The sequence below is a fragment of the Roseiflexus sp. RS-1 genome, from assembly GCF_000016665.1.
In the GTDB taxonomy this organism is placed as follows: Bacteria; Chloroflexota; Chloroflexia; order Chloroflexales; family Roseiflexaceae; genus Roseiflexus.
Genome location: NC_009523.1, coordinates 3,487,003 through 3,503,892, shown reverse-complemented (window position 1 = coordinate 3,503,892; position 16,890 = coordinate 3,487,003). Strand labels below are relative to the sequence as shown.

Annotated in this window: 11 protein-coding genes; 3 read left to right on the top strand and 8 right to left on the bottom strand. The window is 61.2% G+C overall.

Features of this window, described 5'->3' with window-relative positions; translation table 11 throughout:
* From ROSERS_RS14470 to ROSERS_RS14445, 6 genes are all read right to left on the bottom strand, one after another.
* Complete coding sequence (locus tag ROSERS_RS14470; protein WP_011957525.1) at window positions 1-1,128, bottom strand: ABC transporter permease; 1,128 nt, start codon at window positions 1,126-1,128, stop codon at window positions 1-3.
* A gap of 61 nt (window positions 1,129-1,189) precedes the next feature.
* On the bottom strand, window positions 1,190-2,173 hold the full coding sequence (locus ROSERS_RS14465; RefSeq protein ID WP_011957524.1) for an ABC transporter permease: 984 nt from the start codon (window positions 2,171-2,173) through the stop codon (window positions 1,190-1,192).
* Window positions 2,174-2,309: 136 nt separating this feature from the next.
* Window positions 2,310-4,493: an ABC transporter substrate-binding protein gene (locus ROSERS_RS14460; RefSeq protein ID WP_011957523.1), complete on the bottom strand. Its 2,184-nt coding sequence runs from the start codon at window positions 4,491-4,493 to the stop codon at window positions 2,310-2,312.
* 122 nt (window positions 4,494-4,615) lie between these two features.
* Window positions 4,616-5,194, bottom strand: a complete 579-nt coding sequence (locus ROSERS_RS14455; protein WP_011957522.1) for a hypothetical protein — start codon at window positions 5,192-5,194, stop codon at window positions 4,616-4,618.
* 117 nt (window positions 5,195-5,311) lie between these two features.
* Window positions 5,312-5,746: a hypothetical protein gene (locus ROSERS_RS14450; protein WP_011957521.1), complete on the bottom strand. Its 435-nt coding sequence runs from the start codon at window positions 5,744-5,746 to the stop codon at window positions 5,312-5,314.
* Between the two features lie 70 nt (window positions 5,747-5,816).
* Entirely contained in the window at window positions 5,817-6,407 is a 591-nt protein-coding gene (locus ROSERS_RS14445) for a hypothetical protein (RefSeq protein ID WP_011957520.1), read from the bottom strand.
* A gap of 257 nt (window positions 6,408-6,664) precedes the next feature.
* Between ROSERS_RS14445 and ROSERS_RS26095 the strand changes: the two genes are divergently transcribed.
* Window positions 6,665-6,895 (top strand): hypothetical protein, encoded by a 231-nt coding sequence (locus ROSERS_RS26095; protein WP_157041094.1) that lies wholly within the window; start codon window positions 6,665-6,667, stop codon window positions 6,893-6,895.
* Between the two features lie 928 nt (window positions 6,896-7,823).
* Here ROSERS_RS26095 and ROSERS_RS25580 read toward each other — a convergent pair.
* Window positions 7,824-10,634 (bottom strand): hypothetical protein, encoded by a 2,811-nt coding sequence (locus ROSERS_RS25580; RefSeq protein WP_011957518.1) that lies wholly within the window; start codon window positions 10,632-10,634, stop codon window positions 7,824-7,826.
* Between the two features lie 287 nt (window positions 10,635-10,921).
* Window positions 10,922-13,447 carry a beta strand repeat-containing protein gene (locus ROSERS_RS14425; RefSeq protein ID WP_011957517.1) on the bottom strand — a complete coding sequence of 842 codons (2,526 nt, stop codon included), beginning with the start codon at window positions 13,445-13,447 and terminating at the stop codon, window positions 10,922-10,924.
* A gap of 460 nt (window positions 13,448-13,907) precedes the next feature.
* Here ROSERS_RS14425 and ROSERS_RS14420 point away from each other — a divergent pair, with 460 nt between their 5' ends.
* Together ROSERS_RS14420 and ROSERS_RS14415 are read left to right on the top strand one after the other, a co-directional pair.
* A complete protein-coding gene (locus ROSERS_RS14420) occupies window positions 13,908-14,996 on the top strand; it encodes a methyltransferase domain-containing protein (RefSeq protein WP_157041092.1) in 1,089 nt (362 codons plus the stop codon).
* A 503-nt stretch (window positions 14,997-15,499) separates the two neighbouring features.
* A complete protein-coding gene (locus ROSERS_RS14415) occupies window positions 15,500-16,744 on the top strand; it encodes a substrate-binding domain-containing protein (protein WP_011957515.1) in 1,245 nt (414 codons plus the stop codon).
* The last annotated feature ends 146 nt before the right edge of the window (window positions 16,745-16,890 follow it).

Sequence of the window (16,890 nt, the reverse complement as noted above, 5' to 3'; positions counted from 1 at the left end):
TTATGCGTATGGATCGACTGCATCGCGCACGCCATCGCCGAGCAGGTTGAAACTCATCACCGTGATGATCAGCAGAATAACCGGTATCAACAGCCAGGGGTAGGTCACAACCGCCTGGACGCTCTGCGCATCGCGCAGGAGGATGCCCCAACTGACCGCTGGCGGCAGAATGCCGAGCCCCAGGAAGCTCAACGCCGTCTCCAGACCAATGGCGCCAGGAATGGAGAGCATGCCGACGACCACGATATGGCTCATGGCATTGGGCATGAGGTGCCGCGTAATGACGTGCCAGTGCGATGCGCCTGCCGCAATCGCGGCGGCGGTATAGTCTGCGCTGCGAAACGCCAGCACCTTGCCGCGCACTTCACGCGCCAGACCAGTCCAGCCGACGAGTGCGATGATCACCGTGATCAGGAAGTAGCGCACGGTGATCGGCACATTGAGCGGCAATGCCGCCGCCAGCGCCATATAGAGCGGCAGGTCGGGGAAGGAGCGGATCAACTCGATCAACCGCTGGATCAGGTTATCGAGCGCACCGCCAAAGTACCCGGAGGCAGTACCGACAATCGACCCAATCAAGACGAACAGAAACACACCAAAGAACCCAAGGGTCAACGAAATCTGTGATCCTTTCAACACCCGCGAGAAGAGGTCGCGCCCTTCTTTATCGGCGCCCCACAGAAACACGCGCGCATTGGCGTCGGGCGGCGCTTCAACGCCGAACAGATGCAGGCGTGACGGGAACAATCCCAGGAAATAGTACTCATGACCCTGAACGAAGAAACGGATAGGGTAGATCACACTCGGATCAGGCGTGTATATCCACTGGAACCGTTCCATATCCAGTTCCTGTTTCAACCCATAGATGCCCGGTCCCTCAGGACCCCAGACAATCTGCGTCGGGGGAGCGAACGCATTGTTCGAGTCGAGCACATCGTGCGGGTAGGGCGCCAGAAAATCCGAGAAGATCATAATCGTATACATCACACCCAGCACAATCAGCGCACCGACCGACAATTTGCTCTGGCTGAAGCGCCGCACCATCAACTTCCACTGCGGAATCTGGCCGACATCTTCCTGCTTCTTGCCTTTGGCGACTTTAGGCAGTTCACTTGCAGTCGTTGCCATAGCGCTAATCCTTACTAACAACGTTCAACGTTCAACGTTCAACGTTCAACGCTCCCATCGTCTATTCGAGACGCACACGCGGATCCACCCAGGCGAGCAGCAGATCGGCGAGCAGATTCCCGATCAGCAGCAACGCTGAAAGCATCACAAGGATGGTTCCCGCCAGGTACATATCCTGCGAGCGCAGCGCATCCAGGTAGAGCGGACCGATCGTCGGCAGACTCAGGATGATGGCAATCAGCGTTTCACCAACGACCAGAGCCGGCAACAGCGTTCCGAGCGCCATCACCAGCGGGTGAATAGCATTGCGCACCGCGTGCTTCCAGATCACCGTCGATTCTTTCAACCCCTTCGCGCGCGCCGTCTGAATGTACTGCATATTCAGCACGTCGAGCAGGTTTGCGCGCATCACACGAGTCAGACCGGCAGTAGTGCCGATTGCCAGCACGACGATAGCGATCCAGACGTGGCGCAGAAAATCCAGCACTTTGGCGATGCTCCAGGGCGCGTCGGCATACTGCGGTGAGAAGAGACCGCCAATCGGCTGATCCCACAAACGCGACGCAGTGATCAGCAAGATCAGCGCCAGCAGGAAACCGGGAATCGAAAGACCCAAAAACTGAATGAAGGTGATGATGTAATCGGGCCAGGTATAGCGATGTGTTGCCGAATACACGCCGATTGGAATGGAAACCACCCAGGTGAAAATGAGCGCGATCACCGACAACATCACAGAAAAGCCCAACCGATTATAGATGCGCTCTGCAACTTTCTGATCCGTCTCGAACGAGGTGCCGAAATCCCCCTGTAACGACCGCGAAATCCACTTCCAGTATTGAACATAGAACGGATCATCAACGCCATAGCGGTCACGCAATGCCTGAATCATCGATTCGGGCAGGTTTCCCCCCTGCATCCGCAGGCGCTGGATCTGCACATCGAGGATCGATCCGGGGGGAAGTTGAATGATCCAGAACCCAACAAAGGAAATTACGATCAACAGAAAAAACATGTTGACCAGGCGCCGGGCAATGAAGTTGATCATCTTTGCCTCGCTGCTCTCGATTCAGTACTGCGTACCGGGTGCTGATTTGCGGATTTGTACCTTACCCCCTCAATCCCCCTCTCCGTTACGGAGAGGGGGAGGCGCGTCAGCGCCAGGGGTGAGGTTCAAATGCGAACTACGCCTGGTGCGCGTCGGGGTTATCCCAGTACCAGGTCTCCGGGTCATAGACCGCCGGCGACGGGATGATCCACGGGTTGACGAAGCCACCCAACCCTTCCTTCAACAGGTCATCGCGGGTTGGTACGTTCATCAGGCCCTTCTTGACCAGGATAATGCGCGGCGGGTTGGCGATCGTTCCGGTGAAGAACGGCCCCTCCTCGATGTGGACCTTGATCATGTCCCACACGAGCTGGTGGCGCTTCATGGCATCCGGTTCCACCTTGCTCTTGTCGAACAGGTCGTGGAGTTTCTTAATCGCCGGCATATAATCCGGATCGGTGGGATTGATACGCGGCGGGTTGCGATCCCACGGATTCTTGTCCAGTTCTTCCTTCTCCGACGCCGTGCCGCGCAGTGTGTACCCGCGCCCGTGCAGCGGCGCCCAGCGCTCGGTCTCGTCCGCCACCAGCCACGATGGGAAGACCAGGTGGTTCGGGCCGTCGCCAACTTCCCACTCTGTCTTCATCGGAATTTCACCAGCGCGCCATTTCTCATCGGCGCCCTCACCTGGAATGGGCGTCAGCACTGCATCAATGCCGATCGCCTGCCAGTCGCGCACCAGACGCTCGTTCTTCGACAGGTGCTCGCCGCCAGGCGTTGCGTTGGCGCCATAGGTCACCTGGATCTGCAGCGGGCTGCCATCCGGCATGGTGCGCTTGCCGTCGGGACCCTTCTTGTAGCCTGCTTCATCCAGAATCTTCTCCGCCAGCGCCGGATCGTACTTGACGTAGCTATCGCGCCATGCAGCGTACACCTGCTTGCCCTGATCGTTGATGTTGTACTCGATCGCCTTCGGGCTGAAGGTGCCGGTGGTCAACTCGCCAAGCCCGAAGTAGACCGCCTTCTGCACATCGGCGCGGTTGTAGGCGTGCGACAGCGCCTGGCGGAACTTCGGATCGCGGAACACCGCGCGCATCTTCGGGTCTTTGAAGTCCATGTTGAAGAAGTAGAGCGAACCGGTGCCCGATCCAGAGTCCCAGAAGCGAACTTCGAGCTGGCTCTTGGACTCGGCATCGCGTAGCGACTGGACATCTGCCAGACCCTGACCGTGGAAGTGCGCGTGGTCGGCGCGTCCCTCCGTGTACGCCAGTTTCTCGATCTCCTTGTCCTTGACCGCCGTCACAATGATCTGATCGATATACGGCAACTGATTGCCTTCCTTATCGACTGCCCAATAGTAGGGGTTGCGCGACCAGACAGCGCGGACGCCTTCCTCGAACACATCCAGTTTCCAGCCGGTCAGACGCGGGCAGTCGGGGTTGTTGTGGTTGAACTTGCGCTGATGCTCTTCCCAGTCCTTGTACTTATCGGGGTTGAGCACCGGGTTGAACTGTTCCATATAGTGGCGCGGCATCACCCATGCCGGACCGATGAACATATTGACCCACATCGCCAGGCGGTCCGCCGTGAGTGGCGCCGGTGCATCGAAGACCATCTCGAAGGTATAGTCATCCGGTGCGTTGAGGGTCATCAGCGTGCCGGTGCCGGATCGCGCTTCATCCGGCGGGGCGTTGATCGGCTTGAGGCCGGCGGGGAACTCCTTCTCCTTGCCGTTACCGCCAACCGTATACTCCCACCAGTACATGATGTCCTTTGTGGTGAACGGCTGACCATCGCTCCACTTGATCCCCTCGCGGATCTTGAACGTCCACTTGCTCGCGTCCGCATTCGACTCCCAGCTTTCAACAAAACCGGGACCGATCGCCAGTCCATCCTTGAGCCAGCGCAGCGGCGACGAGCCATACTGCATCTCGTGGATGAAACCGGTAATACCCCAGTTGTTGTTGTAGGTCTTCTTCAGCACACCGCCATACTTGCCGACGGTAAGCCAGGAGTGGGGCGGCGTGTAGGGGTTCTTCGGCAGGCGCTCATCCACCGGCGGCAACTTGCCCTCCTGCACCAGTTTCGCCAGCATCGGCGCTTCTTTGAACTTGGTTGTCACCGGAGGAACGGCAGTCGCTGCGGGAGGAGTGGTCGGAGCGGGCGCGGCGGGCGCAGTGGTCGGTTGAGGCGCGGCAGGCGCAGTGGTCGGTTGAGGTGCGGCAGGCTGGCCGCCACAGGCTGCGATAGCGGCGCTGGCCGCCGTGACGGCTGACAGGCGCAGGAATGTGCGCCGGTTGAGCTTCCGTGCGTTGCTCACGTGGTACCTCCTTGTGCAGGGCATCTGTTACTCATGCATTGAGTGATCGATTCGGTCGTCAGAGAAGGGAATCTGAGAGTAATGCTCACCGTGACGGAGCACATACTGTATATTCGAGGGAACTATGCCATGATCCCTCCTTTCCAGATTCTGTACACGGTGTTCAGAGGTATTGTATCGTTGTTTTGAAAGACTGTCAAACTGAACCGGTCAACCTGAAACGAAGCAACCTGTGGATGCTTTTCGAGCACGTTTGATACAAACGTCACATACCCGAATGAACGCACTATCTGGATCACTTGCCGCAACCACTCCGTCCAGGGAAGCGGTCGCACGCTGCTGATGTCGGGGATCGGCTCGCGGTCGATGCCAAAGCGCGCAATCGTCACCCGGCATCTGCGGCGATCATCAGCGCATTCGAGACTTCCAGGCACAATCGTGTCATCTGGCAATCTGACGCTCACCGTCGCGCTGTACGGGTAGACCGACGGACCGTAGGCGTAATAGTTGACGGCCGCGGGCCAGACCTGATCGGTCGTGACGCGCTCGTAGACAATACCGCGCTGATCCAGGATCGTGGCGATGGCATCCGCATGGCTGGTAATCGGGCGCGGGCGGAGGGCGAACAGCAGCGCAGCCGCAAGCACACACGTGACAGACGATGCAGCGATCAGGATGAAACCAGATCTGGAGCGGCGCATGGATGTCAAGAACCGATAGCCGATAGCCGATAGCCGATAGCCGATAGCCGATAGCCGAGAACTGGGGATCAGAAACTTGCAACCTGCCCCCGTTCAACGTTCAACCTGCAACCTTCTTCACGACCACAATGTTATGCCAAGCGTCTGCTCGATCCAGACAACCCACGGCAAACGCTGCTGCTGCGTCAGTTCAGGCAACGCCTCGCGGTAGATCCCCAATTCGCGCACCGTGAAGAAGCAATCCGTCTTCCATCCGCGACAGTCCAGTCTCCCGGCGAGTTCTCCCTGCGCAGGAGTCACAATCAGCAAATTCGCGCCATAGGTGATGTCGTTGACAGTATCGGGCCAGGTGCGATCAATAAACACTCGTTCATAAGGGATGCCGCGTTGTTCCAGCACATAGCCAATTGCGTCGGAGAACGTGGTGAAACTGCGCGGACGAAGGAACGCGGCTGTGAGTGCCAGCGCTGTGCAACTCAGAAGGCACACGCCGATGACGAGAAGCGGCAGAACACGTTGTACAGAGGGTCGCGAGTTGGACGTCTTCTCCACGTTCGCACCCACTCTTGAACGTTCAAGGTTGAAGGTTGAACGTTGCAACCATCTTTAACCTTTCAACCTTTCAACCTTCCCCGTCCTTCGCGCGTCCCCGTCTGACCTTTTCCTTTCCGGGCAGACCTGTTTTCTTCGTCAGGTCGCGGTCGGTCGCAAACCAGAGTTCGGGTGGAATGCTGAACAGTGCAAACGCATAGTTGCCCATCGGCAGCCAGTACTCCCACTCTTCCGGCGTGCGCCCCTGATAGGTCAGCACGATCTGCCACTGCGCGACGTACATGATCCAGACCTTGCGCTTGCGCACGTCGTCGCCGTCACGGAACGTGTAGATGCGCTCGAACTTGATCAGATTGCCGTAGGTATCATCCGAACTCGACTCGATTACGCACTCCGGCAGTTGCGCCAACCCGTCGGCGATGCCTTTCTGCAACAGCGGCAGGTCTTCAGCAACTGCTTCCGTTTCGAGCTGGCGAACCCATGCCGAGAAGAACGTTTTCGGATCCTCGCGCTCAGGCGAGAAGAGAACCCCTTCCAGACCATGGTCAAGTTCAAAACGATGCCAGTCGGTGGGATACCGGAATGTAAAGCGTCCATGCGGATCGCAGTAGGTATCGACGCCAATAAAACGTGGACGGGGGGGACGTGCGGTATCGGTCATAGGAACACTCGTCTCTTTCGTTCTCGCAGCAACGGGATGTAACACTCATTAATGCTGATCCGGGCAACGCTGTATGCTACCATAAAAACATGCACGCAGCAAGCGTGGCAGGTGCAGGATGGATAACTGACTTTACAAAACCGTCACACGATGTTAAAATACAGCATCAAGAATATGGCAAAGAAAGCCACACAGGGCAACAGCCGCCCGCCTCTCCAGGCGGGCGCTTTCTTATATGCTACAACTGGAGAACGCCCATGTCGCGGAACAACAACTCAAATCACACCTACCACTGTCCAACGTGTGGCAGCACACTGATGCAGGAACACGACCGGTTGCGCTGTCCTGAGCCTGATTGCCCCGAGCATACCGCCAGCCTGTTTATCCCCTACGGTCCACGTCTGGTTTTGCGTGCACCCCGCGCCGATGGGCATACTGCTGTGACGATGCCCTGGGAAATGCCGGTTGATAAGCATGTCGCAAGGTGATCAACCTCAGGCGTCGCTTTCTCCTGAATCAGGGACGCATCCGCTCCACACCTGTCTCGTGACGTCATCCGCCTGCCCTGGTTGATGGTTGCCTCTTTATCGGCTGGCTGACGAGTCTTAAGAACTTTAGCGATTCTCCTGGAGGTTGAAAAAATGATCCTCCCGCAGGCTGCGAGCCTGCAGGAGGGTGTCATCCATTGAACCTATTGGGCAAGGTTGAACTCTCCACCAGAAGCAGGCGCCGCGTACAGTGCGGCAGACGCGAACGATGGTCAACGTATCTCCGCTCTCGCCTGCGCAGGCGGGCTTCGCCTTGCCTAGCCGAGGGCTTATGGTCTTTGAGGAATTATTCCGCTCTCGCCCGCGCAGGCGGGCTTTGCATTCCATAGCCGAGGGCTTCAGCCCCACGGCCAGCACAGTATAGCGGATTTATTTCTCAATCTTCATTAGCCCGACGGCACGAGGCGCATACGGATTAAGTGCTCAACCTTCATCAGCCCCACGGCGCGCCGTCGCCTGAAGGGCCTGGCTATCAGGGCGACGGCCGCTGACGCCGCCTATCGATTTAGCCCGCGCAGGCGGGCTTCGCCTTGACCAGCCGAGGGCTTATGGTCTTTGAGAATTATTCTGCTCTCGCCCGCGCAGGCGGGCTTCGCCTTGCCTAGCCGAGGGCTTATGGTCTTTGAAGAAATATTCCGCTCTAGCCCGCGCAGGCGGGCTTCGCCCTGGATAGCCGAGGGCTTTAGCCCGACGGCAAAAGGCGCATACTGGATTATATTCTCAATCTCCATTAGCCCGACGGCACAAGGCGTATAGCGGATTTATTTCTCAATCTCCATTAGCCCGACGGCACGAGGCGCATACGGATTAAGTGCTCAACCTTCATCAGCCCCACGGCGAGAGGACGAATACCGGTTTCTATGTTCATTCACCACCCGCCGCCGCTGCGCCCGCCGCCGCCAAAGCCGCCGCCGCTGCGCCCGCCGCCGCCAAACCCGCCGCCGCTGCGCCCGCCGCCGCCGAACCCGCCGCCGCTGCGCCCGCCGCCAAAGCCGCCGCCGCCGCGACTACCGCCGCTCCAGCTGCTCCGACGGGGCCGGCCATCGCTCAAGAGCGTTCCGACCAGTACGCCGCCGATGAAATCGCCGAGGCTATCATCGCGCTGCGACGCAGCGCGTATCTGTTCCTCAAAGATTCGTGACGCGCGCTCGGCTTTCTCATACGCCTCCTGCGCCCAGCGCAGTGCGCGCTGCATATCCGCCTCGTTATAAACCTGCCCGATCTGGTTATAACTGGTGCGCGCTTCCTGCAACAGAGCAAATCCGGCAGCGTCCCGGCTCACCAGACTCCCCGCCCGTGCTGACAGTTGCTCAGCGCGGCTGATGGCCGCCTTCGCGCGCTCTGATTCGGCGCGCACCCGTTGTCGCATGGCTTCGAGACGCTGGAAATGGCTCCGGATCTCTTCATAAATGCTGGCAGCCTGCTGTTCCAGCGCGGTATACCGCTCAATGGCATCACGCAATGCGGCTGCGCGCGCTTCCTCTTCTTTCTGATCGACGCTTTGCGCCGCTGCATAGGCCGCCTGGAGATTGATCTGCAACCCGTTGATTTTATCCTTCGCACCAACCGGAATGTCGCGCGGGTGAACGCTCACAAACTGAACGATCTTTTGCACTTCGGCGGTGGCGACCTGTTGCATCCGCTTGAGTTGCTCACGCAGCCGGTTCATCGCCTCGACTTCCGAGCGTGCTCCACGCAACGCCTCATCCGCCAGATGATTGGCTTCGTGCGCCAGGCGAATGATCTGCAACCAGTCGGGACGTTCCTGCCCGATTTCGGCGCGCGCCTGGGCCAGTGCCGACTCGGCGCGTGCAAGGAGTTTTTCGGGTTCCTTGCCCACATCGGGGTCGTTGGCGGCGATGAATGCGCGCCCCTGCATGATGTCTGCCTCGGCAGCCGCAATTTCGTCGCGCGCGGCGTCACGCGCGGCCTCCAGGTCTTTCAGGCGCTTGATGATCGCCTCGATGAGCGCGCGCGCGTATGCGATCCGCTCTTCCGCTGCATCCAGATCCGCGCTGGCTTCAATGAATTCCTGCCGTTCCATCGAGTTGCGTTCGGCTGCCCGTTCCCACAACTCCTGCGCCTCATCGGCGGCGCGCTCGGCTTCGCTGCCATTGCCGCGAATGTCGCTCCACGAACTTTCGGCAAACTCATCAACGATGTCGAAAACGCGCCATCCTTCATCGATGAATGCCGCAAGCGCTTCTCCCGCAGCCTTGACGTTCTCGATCCGTTCGAGGTTGGCACGGTAGCGCGCCGGCAACCCGCCGCCGCGAAGCACGCCCATCTCACGCGCTTTGTCTGCCTGATCGAGCAGACTGGCGACCCCTTCCGGTCCGACGACGGGCAGCGCCGCTGCCGCCTGACGCAGCAACCCTTCGGCAGTGTTGAACGATGCCATGCCTGCTTCGACGCGAAAACCCTGCGCTGCGACGCGTTCGGCTGCGGCTCGTCCGGCTGCGATCCCATCGGAAATATCGCGCATACGCGCAACAACATCGGCAAACGACGTTAGTGTGGCTGACGCTGCCTGAGCCGCCGTGATTGCATCGGCGGCGCGACGCTCCTCCAGCAATTGCTCAGCGCGTTCGACCAGCGACCCGGCGGTGCGGAGCGCCGCTTCGGACTGGAGATCGGCGCTGAGCGCGCTGAACTGCGCGGCAACGTCAGCCAGCGCTTTTTTTGCTTTGTCCACCTCACCCGGCGCAGCCTGCGCAATCCGGTCGAGTTCGGCGCGACGCGCTTCGACCTGCGCAAGTCGCTCGCGAGCGGCGGTTATCTCCTGCTCCAGCTGGCGGTACTGTTGCGCAACTGTCTCATAATCCGCCTGGGCTGGCGTCCGGCGCAGCGCCAGGTGCTTCTCGATCTCTGAGAACCGCTCCTGAAGACGCGCAACCTGTTGCTCGACGTCGCCCTGCATTGCAGCAAGCTGACGCACATCCGACTCAGTGTAGGAAACTTTGTCGAACTGCGCTTTTTCCCGGGCACTCCGCAGCGCCTGACTGACATCCACAATCGCGGAACTGGCGGATCGCCGCGCTTCTTCCGCAGCGGTGCGCGCCGCTTCCAGCGCCTTTGCCGCCGCGCGCCGCTTCTGGAAGCTGCTCCAGAACATTGGACCGCCAATCGCCAGCAGCACCAGAAAAATAACCCCGACCACAATCGGGACCGGGTTGATGGTGACGGTGGTTCCGCCTGCGGGAACGGGCGGTGAAGCAATTGAACGCTCGATCTCCGTGAGGGCATCAACCACGCCGCGGGTGGTATTGCCGCTCGCCAGACCGGGGTTCAGCCGGTTCTGGCGAATGGTTTCACTATTATTGTTCGTGCGCAGCGCCGCATTCCAGCGGTCGCCATACGCAATCTCCGAGTAGCTCGGACCGAACGACACATAGATAAGGATGGCATCGGCGTTGATCGCGCTCCCGTCGGCAAAACCGGCGCGCTGATACCTGCGCAGCGCATCATCCTCGCCGCCGCGCTGTACAACGAAGACACCGACCTGCGCACCGCGCGCGATGAGCGGTTGCGCGACACGCTGAACCGCATCCGTGTCCAGTTGTCCGGTTTCATCAATAATCGTGGGGTTCGACTGCGCCAGCGCCGGGGCGGCCAGGAGGGTCAGCAGCAGCGTCATCAGCGCCAGCGCGCGTGCCATGGGAACAGGGTTCGGAAACATCACGGGCGCCTCCTGTATTCACACATGTTCCCATTGTAGCACGGGTTCGCCGCACGTAGGGGCGCAGCGCCGCTGCGCCCCCAGGTAGCGCGACGGTTGGGGGATGGGCACGCCGCTGCGCCCCCAGGTGGCGCCACGGTTGGGGGATGGGCGCGCCGCTGCGCCCCTACGTGGTGCGACGGTTGGGGGATGGGTGCGGTGGCGCACCCCGCCGGAACGAACCGCCCCCTGATCCCGTGCAGGGAGAGGGGGCGACCGAAAGGCGTCACGATGCCGCAAACCGGCGCCTACCGCACGATAAGCGGCAGATACACTCGCTTCGTGGCAAGCGCATAGCGGGCGATGTAATCGGCGAACGGGTTGTTGCCGGTGTTGAGGAAGTTGCCGCCGGCGTACACGTCATCGCTCGACGGCACGGCGAGCGCGTAGACCGGACCGAACACTCCCGCCGTGCCGCTGACCAACGCCGTCCACTGTACGCCGTCCCAGCGGGCGAGGTAGTCGGCCGCACTGTTTCCGCCCGCTTTGGTGAAGTCGCCGCCGACGTACACGTTCTCGCCACTGATGGCAACGGCATAAACATTGTCGTTGATCGCACTCGCCCCGCCGACGGCGTTCCAGTTCGTGCCGTCCCAGCGGGCGATGTTGTTCGCGCCGCGCACGCCGCCCGCGTCGGTGAAGTTGCCACCGACGTAGACATCGCTTCCGCTGAGGACGATAGCGCGAACAGCGGTGTAGAAATCGCCGCTAATCGCATTCGCCCCGCCGATGCGATTCCAGGTGTTGTTCGCACTGTTCCAGCGGGCAATGTAGTTGGCGCCGCGCACGCCGCCCGCGTTGGCGAATCTACCGCCAGCATACACGTCCGTGCCGCTGATGGCGATGGTGTAGACGGAGCCATTGAGCCCGACCGTCCCGCTGAGCAGCCCGCTCCAGCTCGTGCCGTTCCAGCGGGCAATGTAGTTCACGCCGGACGCGCCGAGCGTAGCGTCGGCGGTGAAGTCGCCGCCGACATACACGTCCGTGCCGCTGATGGCGATGGTGTAGACAGGTCTATTGAGTCCGACTGTCCCGCTGAGCAGTCCGCTCCACTGCATGCCGTCCCAGCGGGCGACAAAGCTCGATCCGGGTATGTCGCCGGCGCTGATGAAGCTGCCGCCGACGTACACGTTCGTGCCGCTGATGGCGATAGTGTAGACCTCGCCGTTGATCGCATTCGCCCCGCCGACGGCGTGCCACTGTGCGCCGTCCCAGCGGGCAATGTAGTTTGCGCCGGGCACATTGCCAGCGTTGGTGAACCGACCGCCGACATACACGTCCGTGCCGCTGACGGCAACGGTGTAGACAGTCCCATTGAGCGGTCTGGCGGTTTTGCTGCCAGGCGGAACGAATGACGAACCGGTCCAGCGGGTAAGGAAGTCGTTTGCGTTGTTCCCGCCCGCGTTGGTGAAGAAGCCGCCGACGTAGACATCCGTGCCGGTGATGGCGATAGCGTAGACGGCGGAGGAAGAGCCGGGAATCGCATTCGCCCCGCCGACGGTGTGCCATTGCGCGCCGTCCCAGCGGGCAATGGCGTTCGCACCGGGCACACCGCCAGCGTTGGTGAACCGGCCGCCGACGTAAACGTCCGTGCCGCTGAGGGCGATGGTGTTAACCTGGCTGTTGATGCCGAAGGTGCCGCTGAGCAACCCGCTCCAGGTTGTGCCGTCCCAGCGGGCAATGTAGTCCGCGCCGGTCACGCCGCCTGCGCCAGTAAAGTTGCCGCCCACATACACGTTCGTGCCGCTGATAGCGATGGCATTGACAAAGTTATTGATCGCACTCATTCCGCCGACCTGGTTCCAGGTGTTATTCGCGACGTCCCAGCGGGCAATGTAGTTCGCGCCGCTGACGCCGCCAGCGTCGGTGAAGTTGCCGCCGACGTACACCTCCGTGCCGCTGAGGGCGATGGTGGTGACGACGCCAAAGCCACTGATCCCAGTGCCGAGCGCGTTCCAGTTCGTGCCGTCCCAGCGGGCGATTCGGTCAGCATTAGAGTTGCCGCCAGCGTCGGTGAAGTCACCGCCGACGTACACGTCCGTGCCGCTGATGGCGATGGCGTTGACAGGTGCGCTGATTGCGTTTGCCCCGCCGACGGCGTGCCACTGCGCGCCGTCCCAGCGGGCAATGTAGTTCGCGCCGGTCACGCCGCCAGCGTTGGTGAAGTCGCCGCCGACATATACATCCGTGCCGCTGATGGCGATAGCGGTGACGATGGTGGAGAAACCGCCGCTAATCGCATTCGCCCCACCGACGGCATGCCACTGCACGCCGTCCCAGCGGGCGAGGTAGCTCGCGCCGGTCACGCCGCCAGCGTTGGTGAAGCTGCCGCCGACGAACACGTCCGTGCCGCTGATGGCGATGGCGTTGACTGACCCGTTGAGCACTCCTTCTACCCCCGTGCCCAGATTCTCCCAGGTGTATGTGAGCGCCTGCGGGCTAAAGATCGGGCCGTTGTCCGGGTCGAGGGTCACATTCCAGCCATTGATGTCCACCGCGCCGTTGAACGTCCCATCCAGATGTAGCGTCCCGTCCGGGGCGAGCAGGTCTTCCGCCGGAATAGTCTGTGGGTTGTTGTCCTCATCATTGTCGGTCGCCGCAACGGGTGCGGATACGGCGCCTGTCGTGTGCACTGCGACCGGCGGCGCTACGGCGACAACCGGCGCGGGCGGACCCGCTACCGGAGCGGAGTGGACGACTGCGCCCGCTGCTGGTGCAGCGACGGCGACCAGCAGCAGCGCTGCGAGCATACGTGCGATGCGGATGAGCGCCATTGGTCTGGACCTCCTGTGTCTGAAGCGCGAATGCAGGGCGACTGTGTCTCCCCTGTGGATGCCCGCTGCCGGGAGCGGGAAATAAGGAGCGGATGGCAAAGCGCAGGAAGAGATGCCCCAAACGCATTGGATCAGAGTGAACCGTCAACATGGACGTGTGCATCGCACTAGAAGATACGAGTCGCTATTAACCACGATAGTGTGCACGTTTAACGAAGGCAATAGGACTTTAGTACCATGCAAAAATAGGAATATTGGGAGATACAAAATAGTACTATTGTCTCATTATCTCGTGGGATCGGTGCAATGAACCGCAGGAGGGGTGCGGCGACGCTGCGCCCTGCGCAGGGTTTGGGGTGGGTGCGGCAGGGCGGCGGCGCAGGGTGGGCGCGGCGGCGCAGGGTCCGTGATATACTCTGCTGCATCAATCAACGCCGACCCGATGGCGAAAGGCGCAGCTATGCCCTCCACCCGTCACATCTACATCGCCCAAACGCAACCCGGCTTCGAGGCAATTGCTGCGACCGAGATTGCACAACGTCTCGATGGCGCTCACATCCTCGATGTGCGCCCGGTCGCCGATAAGAACGGCATGGTACGGTTCGCATACACCGGTGATCCGCGTGATCCGCTGACGCTGCGGACAGTTGAGGACATCTTTGTGGCAGCAGCGGAGACGCGCGATCTGGCGCCGGGATTCGCAGCGTTGCGCCAGCTTGAGCATCTGGCGACGACGGCGCCCGGCATCGAGCGCGCCATCCGCCTGGTGCGTCTGGTCGATCCGCGGCGCGGCGGCGAAGGACGGATCCACTACCGCGTGGTTGCGCGGCAGGTCGGGCGCGCGCCCTACCGTCGCGTCGATGCGCAGATCGCCGTTGAACGCGGGATCGCAGCGCGCCCGGATCATCGCTGGCGGCTCAGCGCCGACGGCGGGATTGAAATCTGGCTGACGCAATGGCCCGGCGAAGCGCTGCTGATGGTGCGCCTGAGCGATGAGCGGATGCGCCACCGCACCTACAAAGTGGAACATCTCCCCGCGTCCCTGCGCCCGGCGGCTGCGGCTGCGCTGGCATGGCTCACGTCGCCGCGTGACGATGATGTGTTTCTCGACCCGATGTGCGGTGCGGGCACGATTCTGATCGAGCGGGCGCACCTGGGGCGCTATCGCGCCTTGATCGGCGGCGACAGCGATCCTGACGCAGTCGCCACGGCGCGGGCAAACATCGGGTCGCGCTATCAACCGATCTCCATTCACGAATGGGATGCGCGGCAGTTGCCGCTCGACGCCGGATCGGTGACGGCGCTGGCGGTCAATCTGCCGTTTGGCGCGCAGGTGGGATCGGTCGAAGAGAACCGCGACCTCTACCCGGCATTTCTGCGCGAAGCGGTACGGGTGCTGCGCCCCGGCGCCCGCTTTGTTGCGCTGAGCGGTGATGTGCGCACGTTAGGCGACGCGCTGCGCCGGAACAACCGCCTCGTGCGGCGCGAAACCTACCCGGTGATCATCCTGGGGCGCCGGGCGGTGGTGGTGGTGGCGGAACGGGTGTAGGCATTGTTGAAGGTGGGAAGGTTGAACGTTACACGTTGAACGTTACACGTTGCGCGTTACACGTTGTGCGTTACACGTTGTGCGTTACACGTTGAACGTTACACGTTGCGCGTTACGCGTTGCGCGTTACACGTTGCGCGTTACACGTTGCGCGTTACACGTTGCGCGTTACACGTTGCGCGTTACACGTTGCGCGTTACACGTTGCGCGTTACACGTTGCGCGTTACACGTTGCGCGTTACACGTTGCGCGTTGAACAATGGGATTCTTGGTTCTCGGTTCCCGGTTCTCGGTTCCTGGTTCCTGGTTCTTGGTTCCTGGTTCCTGGTTCTTGGTTCCTGGTTCTTGGTTCTCGGTTCTCACGTCCCTAATCCCGCAACCCAACGAGCATTGACACGTAGATTCAGTGCTGCAACCAAATCGTCAACGAGTCGATAACACCAACTTAATCAAGATCGGTTAGACTGCAACCAGGATGCGGCTTCCTTCGTAAGAGGTAGATTATGCAATCGGTTACGCGGGCAATCGGCATCGGCTACCTCCTCATCTGCCTGCTGGCGCTTCTTGCCACGGCATTCGTCGGTCCTGTCGGCGACGCGCCCTTCCCGCTCCCCATCGGCCCGGCGCAGGACCCAGTCGTAGTAACGATCTGGTATGGCACCGAGAAACGGCAGTGGTTTGAAGATGCCGCGCAGCGGTTTGCGGCAACCAACCCGCGTGTGGGGAACCGCCCGATCCAGATTGTGCTGCGCGGCATCGGTTCGCGTGAACTTGCCGTGCGCGCCGCGCGGCGCGAGTTCGGCGGCGACGGGCAACCGACGGTGATCAGCCCGGCGAGCAGCATGTGGGTCGAGGTGGCGCGCACCGACTGGGCGGCGCTCAATCGCGGTGCGCCGTCGTTCATCACCGAAAATCCGGGTCAGGTGACGCCGCTGGCATTAACGCCGCTGGTGGCGGTGATCTGGCAGGAACGCGCCCAGTTGCTCTGGCCCCAGGGTCCGGAGAACTTCTGGCAGAACCTGCACGCGGCGCTTACCGATAGTGAGGGATGGATCGGCGTCGCCAGAGCGCGCGGTTTCGCTCCCGGCTCGCCAGAGTACCAGAAAGCCAGCAACTGGGGGTTCGTCAAATTCGGTCATACCTCGCCGCTGACCTCGAACAGCGGCGCACAGGCGTTGATCCTCATGGCGTATGGCTACCATGGTAAAAGTCGGGGTTTGACGAACGCCGACGTGCTCTCCCCTGAGTTCCAGCAGTGGATGCGCGATGTCGAGATGGCGGTGCTCGAATTCGGCGACAGCACCGGTTCGTTTATGACCAGCATGGTGCAGTTCGGTCCGAGCAAGTACGATCTGGTGCTGGTCTACGAGAACCTTGCGCTGGAGAATATTGTCGCCGCCCAGAACCGCTGGGGGGACATCCGCATCTACTATCCGCCGGCAACCATGTTCAGCGATCATCCCTATGCCATCCTGAATGCGCCGTGGGTGACGCCGGAACAGCGGCAGGCGGCGGAGCAATTCCGTAATTTCCTGTTGTCACCCCCTATCCAGGAGATCGCCTTTCGCCAGTATGGGTTCCGCCCGGCCATTCCCGATGTGCCGGTGCTGACCAACGATCCGTCCAATCCCTTCGTCAAATACAGCGCATATGGCGCGCAGGTCGACACGCCGCCGCTCGTAGAGACGCCATCGGGCGAGGTGGTGACCACGATCCTCAATCTCTGGCGGCGACAGATCAATCGGTGATCGATGTGAAGGGTGCACGTTGAAGGTTGAAGGTTGCACGTTGTAAGGTTGAAGGTTGAACGTCGGACGACAACGTGTAGGGGCGCCGCGGCGCTGCGCCCGGACCGGCAGCGGGGGCCATGGCGGGGGCGGCGGCGCGCAAGGGG